A 19327-nucleotide genomic window follows, 5' to 3' on the forward strand; every position below is an offset into this window, starting at 1 on the left:
AAATGTAGATGATATTGAAAATCTGTACAGTATGCATAAAGAATCAATACAGGTAACGGTTATAAGCTATAATAAAGAAACGAATACAAGTTTTTTTTCATACTTTTAACAGGAATCGATCCCGTGCCACCAGCTAACCAAACTAACTATGCTTTAGAGCACCCAGCATGAAAACTTATTTGCACCCTATCGCCAAAAAATGCTTGGCATTGTTGACGGCCGTCTTATTGTCGTGTCAATTATTCGCACAACAAAAAATAACTATCAACAAAGATGCTTTACACCCAGCACAATCATTTGCCGCCGCCATCGCTCAATTGCCATTTATGCAAACGAACCTCGATGGTACTCTGCAATTCAAACAACAACAAGCCTACATTGTACTCGTAAATGGGCAACAACAAGGTTTATTAAGCCTAGATATCAACCGGGCTTTAAAAGCATTACCCGCCGAAAGTATTGAGCGCATTGAATTAAACCTCCAAGCAAGCGATGAATACCGCTTACGTGGCTACGATGCAACTGTAAACATTATTACAAAAGAACTCGCAACCAGCAACAGCGCATATATACAAGGCAACGTAGATACCCGGTTACAATCCGACGACCAGTTCTCCTGGGCACGACAAGGCAAAAAATCCAGTCTTCAATTCAATCTTCAATACAATACCACGGCCAATAAAGATCATATCAAATCAAGCTCCTCGAATAATACCGGCATAGAAGAAGATCAAACTACAACGTGGCGCTCGAATTTGTACGCGTTAGGCCTTTCTTACAGTACGAAGTTGGGCCGTACTTGGTACGTGAACCTTTACGGTACAACAGGATGGGACCAGTTGAAAAAAGAAAATGATATAAAATACTACCAACTAGGTTACCAAGACGGTACACCTACTACAAATTGGGGCGGCAACTATAAACATAAAATTTACGATTACACCATAGGCACCAACATCACGAAAGCCTTCTCTAAAACAGGGCACCAGTTGATGTTATCGGTACAAAAGTCGAGCAAGGATCACAATTTCAGAACTTGGGGTAATACAAAGAATATCTCACCAACAAACGTGCAAGCACTGTCGCACATCAACGATAACTACTTACAAAACCTGCTCGCCAATATTGATTACACCTTGCCCATTGGTAAACATGCGCGTTTACAAGCGGGCTATCAATACAATAACCGTAACATCATGAGCGATGCAGTAGCCACTTTCTTTCAAAGTCAAAGTGGGCAGTTAAGCTGGATAACGACCTTATATAGCGAAAAAGAAGGAACAAGCCATCATGGCTATGTAGGATTCACACATCATACTAGCAAACTGGCTATTAATGCAGGTCTAAACGTGATGACTACAAAATATACCCGTTCGTTTGCGAAAGACACCAGTTATTTTAACGTGCTGCCCTATGTGAACTTGGTGATTAAAATTGATACGAATCAATTCATCCAAATTGCTTACCAATCGAAAGTTCAGCAAACAAACTTCTTAGAGCTAAGCAACGCGCGCGATTCGTTCGATCCTTATTTACAACACTCCAACGCGCCGAATTACCATACAGGCATACTAGGCCCAGGCAGCGTTTATCCACAATTTGTTACACACGATCCGAACTTCAAATTATACCAGCAAACCACGCATGCCATTCATGTAACCTTGCACCAAGTAAACCAACATGGTACTAGTTATTTTTATGGTGTAGGTTTCCAATATACGCCGCACAATATTGGCCGCGAAGCATCGCTCACTTACTACGAACCTACCGATATCTACTCACACGATATATTCACTTATTACCCTGAAACCTACCTTTATAGCAACAGCAAGAAATCGCAAGCAGCTATATACGTAGGTGTAGAAAAGCGGGCAGGCAAATTCAACTTCTCGTTGATGAATACTTTCAATTATTTGCAATTTGAATTTGTGGATGTGAAGAAGAAGAAAGAATCGTTCTATAGCCTAACCAATCTTGATATTACCTACCAAGCCTTTCAACGTTCCTATTTTAAGTTGAATGGTTACTATGGCACCAATATGGCCACCACCTACGGCGAAACCTACAACCTGCGCAATTACGCCTTAGCCTATGTTCATGAAGTAGCGAAAGGAAGGGGATTTGTATCGTTGGAAGCCCATAACTTCATAAACGACCATTGGCATTACAAACAACAGTACGATGTAAAATCTACGTTCATACCACAACAAGCAATGGAACTCAGCTATAACAATGCTTTACCGGCAAGCATGTTGGCCATCCGCGCTGGGTATAGAATCGGGAAATAATGTACAAACAAAACATAAAAGCCGTTCTCTATAGTATAGAGAGCGGCTTTCTATTTGAATTAGGCTTGTAAAGTACCTTCAGAAGATATAGCAATCGCTCCTAAAGCGCGGCTAATAGGGCAATTTTGTTCTGCTTCTTTCACAGCCTTCTGAAAAGCATCGTTGCTAATGCCAGGCACCTGCGCCTTAACAACAAGGTGAGAACCCGTTACAGCACCGTTTTCAAAATTCACATACGCTGTAGTTTCCAACTGTGTAGGCGCGAAACCAGCTTCTCCTAATACAAAACTGAGCTTCATCGTAAAGCAACCTGCATGGGAAGCCGCTAATAATTCTTCTGGGTTAGTGCCTTTCTCTTCACCGAATCGACTGTTAAAAGAATACTTTGTATGATCGAGCACTGTACTTTGCGTAGTAAGCGTACCATTACCATCTTTCCCTGGTCCGTTCCATACGGCCGTTGCATTACGTTTCATAAAATCCTGTTTTATTTTTTATCAATATTTGATCTATCAATTTTATAATATAAACAAAATCAAACACTGTATTTTCCAATGAGTAAAAGAAATACAAACGCAATGCCTTATTGAGCAGGCAACACATGTAATTGTAGTGAAACAGGAATAATAAGAAAGTTCCGTGTAAGATAGTGCGTACCGCTGATACGATAAACTTTGTGCATTGTTCCTCGTATAAAATACCGGTAGTTTTCTCTTCTGCATTACATGGTTAACAAGCTTTTATTCAAGCGTAATAAGTGTTTATATCTATACAAAACTAGAACAGGTATGTATTCCTAACAATGTTAAACTACAGTAAATAATTGTATAAAGCGTACCGCTTACTTTACCTTTTCAATACCTAGCTTCTTAATACGGGCATTCAGGGTAGACACGTTCATACCGAGTAATTCTGCGGCCCCGCCTTTCCCAAATATTTTACCGTTGGTTAATTTAAGCACAGCCATAATATGCTCTCGCTCGTTCTCTTCAATGGTTTTAACAATACCCATAGCTGCATTGCCGGCTGTTGGCATGGTAGGTGTAGCGGGGGTATGAATGGGCAATTCGGGGATAATGGGGCCATCATTCAGCAATATAGCCCGCTCGATAGTATGTTCCAATTCGCGGATATTACCGGGCCAATGATAGTTATAGCACGACTCTAATGCCTTTTCACTCAACTCCATCATGGGTTTACCAATTTTCTTACTATAGGTTTGTAAGAAGTGATGAACAAGTAACGGAATATCGTCTAAACGTTCACGCAATGGAGGTAATTGTAGGGGAAACACATTCAGCCTATAGTAAAGATCCATACGGAATCTACCTTCGGCCACTTCTTTTTCCAAATTCAAATTCGTAGCCGCAATAATGCGCACATTAATTTTGCGCGTTTTATTGGAGCCTATTCGCTCGATCTCCTTTTCCTGTAATACCCGTAGCAACTTGGTTTGCATAGCAGGCTCCACTTCGCCAATTTCGTCTAAGAAAAGGGTACCGCCGTCGGCTTGTTCAAATTTACCTACTTTGGTTTCGTAGGCACCCGTAAATGCACCTTTCTCATGGCCAAACAAAACAGATTCTATCAGCGTAGCAGGCAAAGCGGCGCAGTTGACTTTGATAAACGGTTGCTCCTGCCTACCCGATAAATCATGTAACAAATCGGCTAGTCGTTCCTTCCCAGTACCACTTTCGCCCAATAACAACACCGAGGTATCGGTAGGGGCTACTATTTGCAAGTGGCGTAATATCTTCTGTAACTTCTCGTTCTGACCAATAATTGCTTGCGAATAGGGGTTTAGCGTTGGTGCTGTTTTCTCCTCTTCTTGTAGCATAGATGCTAAGTTATTGCCATGCAGGTAGCGGGCAATTTCTAAGGTTACCAATACGTCTTTTTCCCTAAAAGGCTTCACCAAGAAACCATATGGATAGGTAGCCTTGGCTGCATCGAGTGTAGCTTTATTAGAATTGGCGGAGAGATAGATGAATGGGATCTTGCGTTCACGAAGAATTTTTGCAAGATCGATACCCGTGGCGGGGCCTTTTAAATAAATATCGAGTAAAACGAAATCAGGCGTTTCCTTTTCAAGCATCCCCAACGCAATAGGCACAGAACGAGCAATACCACTCACTTGGTAGCCCGCACGTTCCAATATTAACTGGAGATTATTCGCTTCAATAAACTGGTCCTCTACTATAAGAATGCGCTCTTTCATTTTTAATTAGCCTGTTGTATCGTGAAGACATTCGTTTTATGAATGCCTAATTTTTTCATGCGGTGGTTGAGGGTAGAAACATGCATACCTAATATTTCGGCCGCACCACCGGGGCCGAATACCTTGCCTTTACAATGATGCAACACCCCTAAGATATATTCTCGCTCTACTTCTTCCAAGGAACGAGTGAAGTTGATCTCCGTATTGGATTTAGATCGTGCATCGCGTTGGTCGAGTTGCATAGATTTGATGGTATTCCCTTGGCATAAGAGCACACTTCTTTCCAACACATGTTCTAGTTCTCGCACATTCCCCGGCCAATCGTATGTAATCATTTGCTTCATCACCGTTGCCGCTATACGAATATCTTGCTTGCCTGCATTTTTAGCAAAGCGGGCAATAAAATGTGCTGCCAGCAAAGGAATATCTTCTTTTCTTTCTCTTAAGGAAGGAAGTGTAATGGGGAATACGTGTAAACGGTAGAACAAATCGCTTCTAAAATTGCCTGCTGCTACCTCTTGTTGTAAGTTCCTGTTTGTAGCAGCAATAATGCGTACATCGGCTTTAATGGTAGATTTGCCCCCTACCCGTTCGAATTCGCGTTCTTGGATAGCCCGTAATAACTTCACTTGCAAATCGATGGGCATCTCACCAATTTCATCCAAGAACAAGGTGCCGCCATTGGCTAGTTCAAACTTCCCAATTCTTCTTTCCACGGCGCCTGTGAATGCGCCTTTTTCATGACCAAATAACTCACTTTCTATTAAATACGGTGGAAGTGCCGCACAATTGACCTTCACCATCAAGTTATCTTTCCGGGGTGAAGAATTGTGAATAGCGCGCGCTACTAATTCCTTACCCGTACCTGTTTCGCCCAGTACCAATACAGTACTTTCAGCAAACGAAACTTGCGACAACATCTGGAAAACATGCTGCATAGCAGCCGATGAGCCAATAATGTCGCTATAAGTATAGCCGCCGGTAACGGCTTCTTGGAGATATGATTTTTCTTCCTCTAATTTCTCTTTGTACTCGTTAATTTCCTCGAGTTGTTGCTCGATTTTCTCGTTGGTTAATACGTTACTTAGGGCAACAGATAATTGCGTACCTATTCCTTCCAACAAGCGCAAATCCTTATTCCTAAAGGCACCCCGGTTGGTAGATAGTAATGTAATAAACCCAATCACGTCGTTATTACTAGCCAATAAAGGCATCGCCGCTATTTCGCGGATACCCAGTTCAAATACATAAGGAATACAAGAGCTTTGGCCGGCATTTTTCATCACAAGATTTTCGATATAGAAAACCTGTGGTGTAGAGGCTTGCAGCAATACATCTTGAATACCATTGTTTACAGGATACTCGGCGTAAGCGATTTCTTCAAATCCCGGCTTCGTAGTATGTATGTCATCGGCTGCTATCGCCCATACTTGGAACGTGGTTTTCGTGGGATTATACACACCTATCATCACTTCATTGAAAGGCAATACCTGCTTTGTTTTTTGCATAATACCTTGCAAATCCTTCTTCCCGCGTATTTTCCCTATTTCATTACTAATTCCAAGTAATAATAGTTGCTCTGCTTCGCGGGATAAAAACATCTCTTGCGAGAATAAATCCGACGAAACATTCGCTATTTGATAAGATAATTGTTGTATCAATAATTGGCTCGACAATGTAAATGCACCTTTCTCTTCCGACATTAACATCCAAATGCCCCACGACTCGTTTCCCCGCCGTAAACGCATACAGATCACTTCCTGTATACCATGTTCCTGCATGAAGTTGAAACCCAAGTGGCTACCTTCCTCCACCAATGTTTGTATATCAAAAACAATAGGTTGCGCAGAATTAATAACAGCCGTGCATAACTTCTCATTCGTAGTATGTACCGAATTCACCAAGTTATCAAATGCTTGCTGGCGACTACGTTCAGGCTCGCAATCGTGCAAGAAAACAGTGAAAATACTGTCGTTCTCTTCCAGTTTAATGATAACCGTATCTTGGAATGACAAGCAAGATTTTAGCTGTTGTAGCGCTTTACGGAGTTCTTCCTTGGATTTTACATTGGCAAGCGCCTCGCTGTTGTGTAATAAATAATTAGAATTGAAGGAAGCAGCAGCGTGGGATGAAAGCGCAAGCAACCGGATGGTGGCTTGCGCTAATTGTAATTGTATAATTTGAAAATCGACTTGTTTGTCATCGGCAAAAGCATGGGCATCTTCCGCGAATAAACAAGCGTATCCAATAATTTTATCGTTTAAATAAAATGGCAGCACCAGTATTTGCTGCACATTGGCAGGTAGTAAACTTGCGTATAAAGTATATAATCTCTTTTGTTGTAGTGCGTCGTCGTTTTTACAAGAAATAAGAAGGGGTGTTTGATTTGCTATTGCTTTCGACAAGTTTTTCAATGCCCCTGCTGTGTGCTTTAATTCCGGGTGTATGATGTGTACATAGCTGTTGGATGCTTCGTTGTAAATGAAAATATGTGCATCCGTATACCTAATAATAGATTGGTAACCGGTTTTAATAAAACTTTGTAAAGCCACTGTAGAATCTATTTGTTGCAATGCCATAGCTGCTTGCAGTAAAGATTGTTGAGTAGCGAGTTGTTGGGCAATCCCGCTTGGATGTGCTCCTGTCATATCATTTGTGTTCTTGCGGGACTTCATCATGAAAGGTTATTTTTTCGCGTTGCCATCGCTGCAAAAATAATACAATATCATAGAAAATCAACTGTGCCCGCTGTGATGCGCTAGGCGCTTACTTTTCGTTTGTAACTGGTGAAATTCATCCCGGTATTATTCTTAAAGAACTTGCTAAAGTGTGCGTTATCATTAAATCCTAAGGTATATGCAATTTCTTTCATACTACTTTGAGAATGCGATGCACGGCGCTTGGCTTCCAGGATAATGTATTGTTGGATGTGATGACTTGCTGTAAATCCTGATACTTTTTTAACTACACGGTTTAAATAATTAGGTGTAACGCATAATTCTTTAGCATAATCGAGTACAAGGCGTTTTTGTTTAAATTGTTTTCGCAGTAACATCATAAACTCTTTCACCAATTGTGCGTCTTTGTTTTGTAGTTCTTGCTGTTCGGGTTGCACGTATTTACCGGCTACATACAACAAGAAAATCCTGAATAAACCTTTAATGATCTCTAGCCTGTGGGTGCCGTTATTCACATACTCACGCTCAATTTTGCGCAGCACTTCACCCGTTTCGTCGATCGTTTCTTCATCGAGCTGAACAGAGGTAACTTGTTGAATACCGATGCACTGGGCCGATAAGAAAGCCGAATTGGTTTCATTGGCGAGTAGGTAGAATAATTCGGGGGATAGCGAGATGTAAAAACCGCTTACGTCGTTGGAGAAGCTGGCTTTCCGAAGTTGCCCGGCGCTTAAACTATACACTTGGTAAGGTTTTAAAGGAATATTTTGCATATCTACCATTAAAGAACCTGTGCCTTGCTGTATCCATATAAATTCGTACGCGTCGGTTTTTTGTAAAGTAGATAGGCTGCCTCCCGGCACTTCATCCCAACCGGCTAAGGGCTGAATATCAAAAACAGGTACGAGGGGTTGACGCAGGGTATTGGCGTCGCGGGCTGGCTTAAACACTAATAGTTCATTCATAATAATGCAGTTTGGATATGCACCCTATTATTCAATCGTCGTGCCACGATGCAATTAATTGATTAATAGACATTTATGAATAAACCCTCCACTTTTATTTGTTCATATATGAACAATTGATCAGAATAATGGTGAAATATGGTGAAACATATAAAAAACAAAAAGCCCATTTAGCTGGAAGCTAAATGGGCCCAACATGATCTCAAAAACAACCCTAATTATTAGAGCGCGTTTTTAACGGCAGCTAATAAAGGAGCTGTTAAACTAAATGCGGTTGTTCCTACTACTGGAACAGTTGCAACAATAACTTGCGAGTTAGTGAGAAGGTCTGTCAAAAATGCTTTCAAAGAAGAAAGTAATGCACCACCTTCGATTTCTTGTTGTGCTGCAAATGATAATTCTTCGCAACCGAATTGTGAAATGTTTTCCATGGGACTAAATGAAATTTAAAACAATTAAAAAATGAAACGTACTGGTTTTTATAGGAGTTAATCCTTGTGAAACTAGGACTGGTGGCACAATTTAAGACGAGCCTAGATTATTTAAATCGTTCATTTTCATCCATTTCTAATGATTTTGTTCATTTCATTCAGTAGATTATATGCTGTTCATTATTATAGTTAAGTAATTGATTTTAATTTCATTAACCCACACCGCTAGTATTGCAATCGATGAAAGGAATGCGACGCCACGAATGCCCCACAGCGAAAAAATGCCTGGTCCACCCCCCATTTCCCACAAATAAAGAAGCGCGGGCAGAAGCCCACGCCTGTTCTTTAAATTGATATAGCGGTGTATAACGAAAACCTTTGTTATGATTCAGTACGTTTCGACGGATGATGCCCACCTTCCGATTTTAAGTATGTCCAATAAAACATAACCGGGAAAATGAACAATGCAAACGCTGTATTCGTGATTAAACCGCCAATTACTACGCGCGCCAACGGCCTTGCAGTTTCCGAACCAATACCTGTACTGATAGCAGCCGGTAATAAACCGATGGCAGCCATCATGGCGGTCATTACAACCGGCCTCGTTCGTAAAATCACGCCCTGTTTCACGGCTTCCGCAAGGCTGAAATTAGGATCGCGGTTCATTAAGCGGATATTTGTTTTAAAAGTTGTTAGCAGGATCACCCCGTTCTGCACACAGATACCGAACAAAGCAATAAACCCAATGCCCGCAGATATACTAAAGTTCACGCCTGTTATCCACAACGAGAAAATACCACCGATAATAGCAAACGGTACATTTCCTAGCACTAACAACGCGTCTTTTACTTTACCAAATAGAATGAAAAGGATCAGGAAGATGATAAACAAGCTAATGGGCACCACTTGCGCTAAACGCTTGGTGGCTCTTTGCTGGTTTTCAAAATCGCCGGCCCACTCGAGGTTATAGCCATCCGGGATTTTGATTTGTTCATTTACTTTTCTTTGGGCTTCTTCAATGGTGCTACCCATATCGCGACCACGGATCGAGAATTTAATTGCACCATAACGGGTATGTCGATCACGGTATATAATACTTGGACCAACGATTTTTTGAATAGTAGCTATCTCTTTAATCGGCACTTTGTTCCCACGGATGGTAGGCACCATGAGGTTACCAATTGCTTCATCGTTCTCACGGAAGCTTTCGGGATAGCGAATGCGTAAGTCGAAGTATTTTTCGCCTTCGTATATTTTAGTAGCTGCTTTACCACCTATAGCCATCTCAATCACGCTGTTGGCATCTTCGGTAGTAACACCGTACATGGCCATTTTTTGTTGATCGAGGTTGATGCGTAATTCCGGCTGGCCGAGGTTGCGGAGGATACCCAAATCCGTAATACCGTCCACTCCTTTTAAGATCGCTTCAATCTTTTCTTCATTCTCCTCTATTACGTTGAAATCATCACCAAACATCTTCACTACAATCGAGCCTTTTACCCCCGAAACCGCTTCCTCTACGTTATCCATAATAGGCTGCGAGAAGTTCAACGAAATCCCCGGTATGCCATCCAACTTGCGTTGCATGGCGCTAATCAGTTCCTCTTTGCTAAGACCAGATTTCCATTCCTTTTGCGGGTAAATATCTACGTGGAATTCTATATTATAGAAACCCGTTGCATCTGTACCATCATTCGGACGGCCCGTTTGCGACATTACCTGCTTCACTTCTGGGAATGTCAACAATTTCTTACGAATATTATTTGCCACCGACACCGATTCATCCAATGAAATACTCAACGGCCCCGTTGCCCGGATATAAATCGACCCTTCATTCAGTTCCGGCAAGAATTCCGTTCCTAAGAATTTAAAAGCATATAATCCAAAGCCAAGTATTAACATCGTAACAAAAAATACAGGTCGGCGACGTTTAAAACAGAAATTGAAGCCTTTACTTACCCCTTTCAACAATACGTTGATGAAAGGATTGTTTCTTTCCCGAACATCTTTTTTCAACAATACACTCGCTAAAGCCGGCACCAAGGTAAAGGTGAGAATTAAAGCGCCGAGTAAGGCAAAACCAAGCGTCCACGCAAGCGGCGAGAACATTTTGCCTTCTACTTTTTCGAAGGAGAAAATGGGCAACAAACAGGTGATGATGATTAGCTTCGCGAAGAAAATACTTTTACCGTTTTCTAAGCTGGCCTTACGAATCATACCCATTTTACTCATCTTATTGAAACGCTCCATACCACTATGATGCGCACGTTTGTCGAGTATCACGAAAATACCTTCCATCATCACCACGGCACCATCAATGATAATCCCGAAATCGATCGCCCCCATCGATAATAAATTGGCGCTCATGCCCTTTAACTTCAAGCAAATGAATGCGAATAAAAGCGCCAGTGGAATCACGATCGATACAATTACCGTCGTGCGCCAATCGGCCATGAAGATGAATACAATCACCGTTACGAAGATGATACCTTCCAGCATGTTGTGCAACACCGTATGCGTTGCGTAGCCGATAAGATCCTCACGGTTATAGAAAGGTTTGATTTGAACATCGGGAGGAAGAATTTTCGTGTTTAGCTCTATGATTTTTGCTTTTAACGCTTCAATCACGCGGCCAGAGTTTTCCCCTTTACGCATCACGATAATACCTTCTACTACATCATTCTCTTTATCACGCCCTACCTGCCCCAAACGAGGCAATGATGAGATACTTACTTCGGCCACATCTTTTACTAAGATGGGTACGTCGTTGATATGATCTACGATAATGTTCTTGATTTCATCGGCATTATTTAACACCCCAATACCACGAACGACGTATGCCTGCGAGTTTTTTACAATTACATCGCCACCTACGTTGATATTGCTTTTAGACAATGCTTGGTAAAGTTCTTGTGCCGTAATCCCATACTGCACAGCTTTATCGGGGTTCACCGTTACCTGGTAAATCTTCACAGATCCACCAAAGCTTACGATATCGGCAATACCGGGTACAGCCAGTAAATTCCGTTCTACCGTCCAATCTTGGATGGTTTTCAATTCTTGAACAGAACGTTTATTACTCTCTAAAGTATAGCGATAAATTTCGCCCGTTGGCCCGTATGGCGGCTGAATTTCTGGTTCAACACCATCGGGTACACTGGCTGAGCTAATGTTGTTATTCACTTGAATACGTGCATCCGTATCATTTACATCATCATCAAAAATCACTTTCACTACCGACAAACCAAATAGCGACGATGACCGGATGTACGCTTTCCCTTGTGCGCGGTTCATAGAAATTTCTATGGGTCGCGTTACAAACTTTTCTACTTCTTCCGCGCTTCTACCTTGCCACTGGGTAATAATCGTTACCGATGTATTGGTTACATCGGGGAACGCTTCAATCCCAATTTGCTTGTAGCTCCAATAACCTGCCACCGCCATTACAGCTGCTGCAAAGAAAATGAAGTACCTATTGCTAAGTGAAAAGGCGAGTATTTTCTTGATAAACTTGTTCATCTGTTATTTCTTCAATGATTCGTAAATAAATACTTGTTTCGACGCGATAATTTGATCGCCGTTCTTCAAACCTTTATCTACGTAAGCACGGTTTTCCACTGTTTTAACGATATGGATTTCACGGATCGCCACTTTGTGTTGATCGTGTGTTAATACGAGCGCATAGTATTTATCATTATCGAATACAACACCGCGGCTGGGGATGCTCACCATTTCTTCGTTGATGTTACGTTTTGCTTTTACACTTACGAACATTTCCGGCTTCAATAAATAACCGGGGTTATCAATCACCACCCTTGCACGCATTACTTTGCTTTCCGGGTCGAGCATGTTGTAGATCTTATCGATTTTACCGGTGAACACTTTATCGGGATAAGAAAGCGTTGTGATGCTAACTTGGTCACCCGTTTTGATGCTCGCGATATCGGATTCATAAATATTCAACATCGCCCACACGTTTTTCAAATCTGCTACAATAAAAATGGGATCTGCATTATCACTACGCCAGTGTAAGTTCTCCGTAGCTTCTTTCATAATCACGAATCCCGGAACTGGAGAACGCACCACGTAATTATCGTGCGAAGCACCACCGTTGATCGACAATACTGCCTTCGATTTATTCAGCTCTGCTTTCGCTTTATCAAATTCACTTTTTGCTTCTGTCACATCTCTTTCCGATGCTAAGCCGCTTTGTAAGAACGACTGTTGTACTTCGTAATTCTTCTTCGCTGTAGCCAAGTTCGATTCCGCCACGCTAACATCTGCTGTGAAGTTGGCCACTTCACCGCTTCGAATCGACGCCAGCACTTGTCCTTTATTCACAAAATCGCCAGAATGTACATTCACGCTTGTTACGATACCGCTCACGAAAGGAAAAATCCGCGCCGCTTGATCTTCATTCACGGTGATTTTACCTGTTAAAGCCATCTCACTTTCCACGGGATTATTCGTAGCGGTATCGATGCGCAACTGCTTCAACAACGAATCACTCAATACCCAATCACTTGAAGCCGGTTCTTCTTTTGGTTGTTTAGAATCACAACTCGACAAAATGCATGCGCACAAGCTGCTTGCCAGTAGTGCTTTGCCCCAACGTTGTACCATTGCAGGTTTCATATAGAAAATTAATTTTTAGTAGGATTAAAAATGAGTGAGCCGGTAGAGAAGTTGATAGCCTCCAGCGCACTCGCGTGGTTATAGCGAAGGGTATTGATTTTTAAGATACTATTACGGTAAGCGTCGTATAAGTCTACAAACTCCAACAAGCTAATATTCCTCAGTTGGTAATTGCGTTGCACTTCGCCGATCAGTTTCGTAAAATCGTTCCCAAAAGAAGGGTCAACAGTTCCCAGCAAATTCTCGGTACGAATGGCCGTGTTATAGCTATTCATAACTTCTTGTTGCAACTGGTCTTCATTCCCTACTTTTTGGAGCTTACTACTTTCCAACATGGTTTTCGCTAACTTAATATTCCCTTGGTTGCGGTTGAAAACCGGTAATGGCATCGATAAGGTAAGGGCATTGTAGTTCCTGGTGAAGTTCCCTTGCTTATCGTAGTTGAAGCCGATTTGTAAATCGGGCACCGCCATCGATTTTTGCAACTTGTAGTTTAACTCGTTGTACTCAATATTAGCTTCCGCTGTTTTATAATCGTAACGGTTATTCCGTGCACTATCCAAGAGATATTGATACGTGTAGTTTTTCGCTAATTGTTGCTCCATATCATCGCCCAACGTAGGAATCACTTGAGCTGTAGCCGGCAAGCGCACCAACAATTTAAAATCGCTTTGTGCATCCTGTAAGTCTTGCAATACCTCGTCTTCATCTGAACGCAAATCGTACAACAACGATTTAATTCGCAGCATTTCCTTCATGGAAATATTGCCTTTCTTCTGTTGATCTTCAAACGCTTTCAACATGGCTTCCAAGGTGTTTACTTGTGTATGGAAGAGTTGTAATGATTGCTGGAGATAATAGATTTTAAAGAAATTGTCGCGTAACTCGTAACGCAACGTACGCATGAGATCGTAGAATTGGTACTCGGTCATTTTTACATTTTGTTGTGCGAGTTTTACAGCTTTGTTACGTTGACCGGCGAGTTTAATAACTTGTTGTAATTGAAATGTATTCTCCCCTTCATAGGAAAGGTCGAACCATTTGTGGTTGGTTTGATTGTAGATAACGTTCTCAAAGCTTACTTGGGGGTTATCATACAATTTGGCGGTAATAACGTCAGCTTTTGCTGCGTCGATGTTATAGCGTTGAACGAGTAAAGGGATGTTTTTCTCGAGTAGCAACTTTTCTGCGTCGTGCAAGCTAAGCCTGGTAGAATCGGCTTGTTGGGCGTGTAGTCGACAGCATAACAACGATAACAACAATATACAGGTCATCCGCGTAGATAAACTAATATGCATACTTCTTGGTTTCTAGCACAAAAATGAGAAGGGCTTATTAGCGGGGAATTAAATTGGGATTAAAACAAGATTAGAATACGTTGCGGGGTAGAAATAAAATGTTAAATGTACTGCCTTCTCCTAGTACGCTATCCACAGAAATACTGCCATCGTGGAGTGCAATTATTTTTTCCGACATCGCTAAACCAATCCCAAAACCGCTAAAACTACGGGCATTGTGGGCACGGAATAAGGGCATAAATATTTGTTCTACATCTTCTTGCGCAATGCCGATACCCCTATCCTGTATAGCCAACAACAACCCTTCTTTGCTATATTTCAACAAACAATCTACCGGTTTGTTGTGCGAGAACTTGAAGGCATTTCTAATGATGTTGTTAATGGCTAATTTGAGTAATTGGCGGTTTCCCCAAACAATTAAAGCGCCGGTATCTTCGGGCAGTTCTTGGAGTATAATGTTTAATTGGAGTTGTTGTTGACGGAATTCGGCCTGCAATTCCCATAGCATTTCATCAATCCGTATATCTTGCGGTAATACCCCGATCATCGAATAATCGGCACGGGTAAGTTCTAACAAACCATTGGAAATACTACGCAGTTTCTCCGCTTCGTCGAGTACCGATTGCAGGGTTTGTATATACGCAGCTGTTGTGCGCTCTTTTTGTAGATTCACTTCTATTTCCCCAATAATAGTGGTTAAAGGGGTGCGCAGCTCATGACTAGCATTACTAACAAACGATGCTTGCTTCGCAAACGCTATTTCCAAGCGTTCTAACAGCTCGTTGAAGTTATGGGCCAATTCATCTACTTCGTCTTTATTCTTGCTGTAATTAACCCTTAAATGCAGGTTATTGGAACGAATGTTCTTTACCTCTTCATTAATCGTATGTACAGGCTGCAATGCTTTCCTTGAAAACCAGCGCCCCATAAAAAACACGATCGTCAACCCGAAAGCATATAACCCGATCAATAGCCACATTAAAAAGTTCAACTGGGCATTGCCCACCTTATTCCGGGCAATTACGATAACAACGAAGTTCCCCTGGTTATCCTTGTAATAAATACCGAGGGCAGGTTTCCCATTGTGTACAAACCGGTATTCTTCGCGGGCACGTACGGTGTTTAATAAACCGGGAGGCCAGCTATATTTGGATTCTTCAATAAAAACGGGGGCATTATTCTCGTCGTAAATGTTCGACGTTTCACCTGGTATACCTTGTTGATAACGCTTTTGTACATCTAGGAATTTCTTAACAGCCAGCTCATCTTTTTCAAGGAACACCTGGGCGGTAATATAAGCCCGTTCTTGTAGCAAGCTATAAAAGCTATTACGCATAAACTGTGCGCATAACAGGTATAGCAATACGAAAATCACCGAGAGTATGACCCCGGAGATAAGCGTAAATTGCAATGCTAACCTGTTCCTTATTTTCATAGCTTATTTCAACTTCATCATGTAACCCATACCAATAACAGTATGAATTAACTGGCCGCCGTTGAAACCTTTGTCGATTTTATTACGGAGATAATTGATGTATACATCGATGGTATTGGTACCTGTATCGAAGTCGAAGCCCCATACAGCTTCGGCGATTTGAATGCGCGACAATACTTTATTAGAATTACGCATAAACAGTTCCAACAACGAGTATTCACGCGCTGTAAGGCGAATTTCTTTGCCTTCGCGGGAAGCTGTTTTCGTATATGTGTTCAAGGTAAGATCGGCGTACGTAAGTACCGGGTTAATAGCATTCGACACAAACTGTTGCTGCCTTCTACCCAATGCCTGTATACGCGCCAACAACTCCGAGAAGTGGAATGGCTTCGCCAAATAATCATCTGCCCCTGCCTGTAAACCATCTACAATATCTTGCGTAGTATTCAAGGCCGTCAACATTAAAATAAGCAAATGCGACGTTCTCGACCTAATGGTCGTGCACAGTTCCAGCCCATTCTTATAAGGTAACATCACGTCGATAATCGCGAGATCGTAGTCGTTTTGTAAGGCGGCTCGCTCTCCCGTTAGGCCATCGTAGGCCACTTCCACGGTATGTTGATGTTCCTCCAGTCCCTGCTTAATAAAAGCGGCTACTTTCGGTTCATCTTCGATCAGCAATATTTTCATGATAGATAAAATTACGGCATTTTGGGCAGAGCGGGTTTTAAAGGGGGATTAAAAAGTGATTGGAAAAGTTAAGCAAGGCTTTGTAGTGGTGCGCACTTTCACCCAAGACATTGTATCATCCTCTAATTTTCCAAAAGCAGAAGGTAGTGGATATTGGGGAGTACGCTATGGTAATAGTTTTTTGCTGAGTTGGGATTCTACTATCATGCCTGGAAGTGGAAACAATTATGTGCAAACAATTACGAGTGATTTGCACGAATTTGGTTTTCACAGGTTATGCAATCAAAAACATGCAAGTTATTGGCAATGTAAAGTTTGGAATAGGCGATTTCCACAATTCTATACATACAGCAAGTAACACAAACAAAAACGCCCTCCGAAAGGAAGGCGTTTTGTGAATATTCTCTAAAAAAAATATTAGCTGATTTTTTCTACCTGCATGAAGTTCAGTTCTACAGGCGTAGCGCGACCGAAGATTTTTACTGTTACTTTCAATTTCTTCTTGTCTTCGATTACTTCTTCGATGATACCGTTGAAGTCGTTGAAAGGACCGTCGATAATCTTGATAGTTTCACCTACGATAAACGGTTCGCTCATTTGGATACCTTGGTCAGATAATTCATCTACTTTACCAAGCATCTTATTTACTTCCGATTTGCGCAATGCAATGGGTTGATCTTTACCGAGGAAGTGGATAACACCAGAAACGTTGCGGATCGCTTGGATCACTTCGTCTGTCATTTTACCATCTACCGCTTCGATCATTACATAGCCAGGATAGAAGTTTTTCTCCCGCATTACTTTTTTACCGGCTTGCACCTTGTAAACTTTTTCTACAGGTAAGAACACTTGGCTGATCACGTTTGCCCAATCTGAGCGACGAATTTCAATGTCAAGATATTCTTTCACTTTCTTTTCCTTACCACTCACCACGCGCAGCACGTACCATTTAGTTTCCTGAGTGGGATTATTGGCTGCATCCATATTATAGTAAATTGTAGTATTGAGTTAGAACAAAGTGAGATACGGCATCCATGCCCCATACCATCAAGGTGATGATTATTGTGGCTACCAAAACAATCATTGTTGACGCCTGAAGCTCTTGCCATGTAGGCCAGGATACTTTCTCAGTCAATTCGTAGTATGACTCCCTAAAGTAATTTCTGATCTTGCTCATTTCGAAATGTGTTAACGTTATTTAGAAGATAACCGTATATCGTTAAATCAAAACTGACTCACATATCCGGAATAAAGATAACGATAATACGATAACCAGATCAATCTTGCACGGGCAGTAGGATTCGAACCCACATCAAAGGTTTTGGAGACCCGTATGCTACCGTTGCACCATGCCCGTGTATATACAGCGTTCTTCTCAAACTTACGCTCTCGATAGAACGCTGTATGTTATTTTTAGCAAGCAAGTAAATATAAGGTATTTACGCTTACCGTGGTTTTATTACTTAACGATTTCAGTAACTTGACCAGCACCTACTGTACGTCCACCTTCGCGGATAGCGAATTTAAGACCTTTTTCCATAGCGATAGGAGCGATCAATTTAACTGTTAAACCGATGTTATCGCCAGGCATAACCATTTCAACACCTGCTGGTAATTCACATTCACCAGTTACGTCAGTTGTACGGAAATAGAACTGAGGACGGTATTTGTTGAAGAATGGAGTGTGACGACCACCTTCTTCTTTGCTTAATACGTATACTTCAGCTTTGAATTCAGTGTGTGGAGTGATAGAACCTGGTTGGCAGATAACCATACCACGACGGATTTGAGCTTTATCAATACCGCGGAGTAACAAACCTGCGTTGTCACCAGCTTCACCTTCGTCCAATAATTTCTTGAACATTTCAACACCTGTACAAGTAGATTTCAAAGACTCAGGAATCAAACCTACGATCTCAACGTTGTCACCAACTTTGATACGACCGCGTTCGATACGACCTGTTGCTACAGTACCACGACCTGTGATAGAGAACACGTCTTCTACTGACATCAAGAATGGTTGATCTACTGGACGTGGAGGCAATGGAATATACTCATCAACTGAAGTCATTAACTCGTCGATAGCAGATACCCACTGAGCGTCACCAGCTAATGCGCCAGTTGCAGAACCTTTGATGATAGGTACATTGTTACCATCGAAACCGTAAGAAGACAATAAGTCACGGATTTCGAACTCAACTAATTCTAACAATTCAGCATCATCAACTAAGTCAACTTTGTTCATGAATACTACGATACGAGGAACACCTACTTGGCGAGCCAAAAGGATGTGTTCTTTTGTTTGTGGCATTGGACCATCTGTAGCAGCAACCACCAAGATAGCACCGTCCATCTGAGCAGCACCAGTAATCATGTTTTTCACATAGTCAGCGTGACCTGGACAGTCAACGTGCGCATAGTGACGATTAGCTGTTTGATACTCAACGTGAGCTGTATTGATAGTAATACCTCTTTCTTTTTCTTCAGGAGCTGCATCAATCTCATCGTAGCCTCTCTTCTCTGCCAAGCCCTTGTTTGCCAAAATTGTAGTAATGGCAGCAGTCAAGGTAGTTTTACCGTGATCTACGTGACCGATGGTACCGATGTTTACGTGGGGTTTATCCCGCTTAAAGGTTTCTTTTGCCATTGTATTTTCTTTTTAGATGGTTTGTAAAGATTGTATTGATAG

14 protein-coding genes and 1 tRNA gene are annotated in these 19327 nt (G+C 41.7%); 1 reads left to right on the forward strand and 14 read right to left on the reverse strand.

Annotated elements, in window-relative coordinates; genetic code table 11:
• The first annotated feature begins 167 nt into the window (after positions 1-167).
• On the forward strand, positions 168-2288 hold the full coding sequence (locus LX64_RS20945) for an outer membrane beta-barrel protein (protein ID WP_111599665.1): 2121 nt from the start codon (positions 168-170) through the stop codon (positions 2286-2288).
• Between the two features lie 59 nt (positions 2289-2347).
• Here LX64_RS20945 and LX64_RS20950 read toward each other — a convergent pair whose 3' ends face one another.
• From LX64_RS20950 to tuf, 14 genes are all read right to left on the reverse strand, one after another.
• Entirely contained in the window at positions 2348-2764 is a 417-nt protein-coding gene (locus LX64_RS20950) for an OsmC family protein (protein WP_111599666.1), read from the reverse strand.
• A 365-nt stretch (positions 2765-3129) separates the two neighbouring features.
• Entirely contained in the window at positions 3130-4506 is a 1377-nt protein-coding gene (locus tag LX64_RS20955) for a sigma-54-dependent transcriptional regulator (protein WP_111599667.1), read from the reverse strand.
• A 2-nt stretch (positions 4507-4508) separates the two neighbouring features.
• Positions 4509-7184, reverse strand: a complete 2676-nt coding sequence (locus LX64_RS20960; protein ID WP_111599668.1) for a sigma-54-dependent Fis family transcriptional regulator — start codon at positions 7182-7184, stop codon at positions 4509-4511.
• Positions 7185-7264: 80 nt separating this feature from the next.
• On the reverse strand, positions 7265-8149 hold the full coding sequence (locus LX64_RS20965) for a helix-turn-helix domain-containing protein (protein WP_111599669.1): 885 nt from the start codon (positions 8147-8149) through the stop codon (positions 7265-7267).
• A 221-nt stretch (positions 8150-8370) separates the two neighbouring features.
• Positions 8371-8580: a hypothetical protein gene (locus LX64_RS20970; RefSeq protein WP_111599670.1), complete on the reverse strand. Its 210-nt coding sequence runs from the start codon at positions 8578-8580 to the stop codon at positions 8371-8373.
• 381 nt (positions 8581-8961) lie between these two features.
• Entirely contained in the window at positions 8962-12099 is a 3138-nt protein-coding gene (locus LX64_RS20975; protein ID WP_111599671.1) for an efflux RND transporter permease subunit, read from the reverse strand.
• A gap of 3 nt (positions 12100-12102) precedes the next feature.
• On the reverse strand, positions 12103-13215 hold the full coding sequence (locus LX64_RS20980; RefSeq protein ID WP_111599672.1) for an efflux RND transporter periplasmic adaptor subunit: 1113 nt from the start codon (positions 13213-13215) through the stop codon (positions 12103-12105).
• 8 nt (positions 13216-13223) lie between these two features.
• The gene (locus tag LX64_RS20985) at positions 13224-14513 is read right to left on the reverse strand and encodes a TolC family protein (RefSeq protein WP_111599673.1); all 1290 of its coding nucleotides are present in this window, start codon (positions 14511-14513) and stop codon (positions 13224-13226) included.
• 70 nt (positions 14514-14583) lie between these two features.
• Positions 14584-15948: a sensor histidine kinase gene (locus tag LX64_RS20990; protein WP_111599674.1), complete on the reverse strand. Its 1365-nt coding sequence runs from the start codon at positions 15946-15948 to the stop codon at positions 14584-14586.
• Between the two features lie 3 nt (positions 15949-15951).
• On the reverse strand, positions 15952-16638 hold the full coding sequence (locus tag LX64_RS20995; protein ID WP_111599675.1) for a response regulator transcription factor: 687 nt from the start codon (positions 16636-16638) through the stop codon (positions 15952-15954).
• Positions 16639-17055: 417 nt separating this feature from the next.
• Positions 17056-17622: a transcription termination/antitermination protein NusG gene (gene nusG / locus LX64_RS21000; RefSeq protein ID WP_111599676.1), complete on the reverse strand. Its 567-nt coding sequence runs from the start codon at positions 17620-17622 to the stop codon at positions 17056-17058.
• 1 nt (position 17623) lies between these two features.
• Positions 17624-17815 (reverse strand): preprotein translocase subunit SecE, encoded by a 192-nt coding sequence (gene secE, locus LX64_RS21005; RefSeq protein WP_111599677.1) that lies wholly within the window; start codon positions 17813-17815, stop codon positions 17624-17626.
• Positions 17816-17924: 109 nt separating this feature from the next.
• Positions 17925-17995: transfer RNA gene (locus LX64_RS21010), tRNA-Trp, on the reverse strand.
• 102 nt (positions 17996-18097) lie between these two features.
• Entirely contained in the window at positions 18098-19285 is a 1188-nt protein-coding gene (gene tuf / locus LX64_RS21015; protein ID WP_111599678.1) for an elongation factor Tu, read from the reverse strand.
• Between the last annotated feature and the right edge of the window lie 42 nt (positions 19286-19327).

Origin of the sequence: Chitinophaga skermanii (genome assembly GCF_003259335.1) — a bacterium.
GTDB classification, from domain to species: domain Bacteria; phylum Bacteroidota; class Bacteroidia; order Chitinophagales; family Chitinophagaceae; genus Chitinophaga; species Chitinophaga skermanii.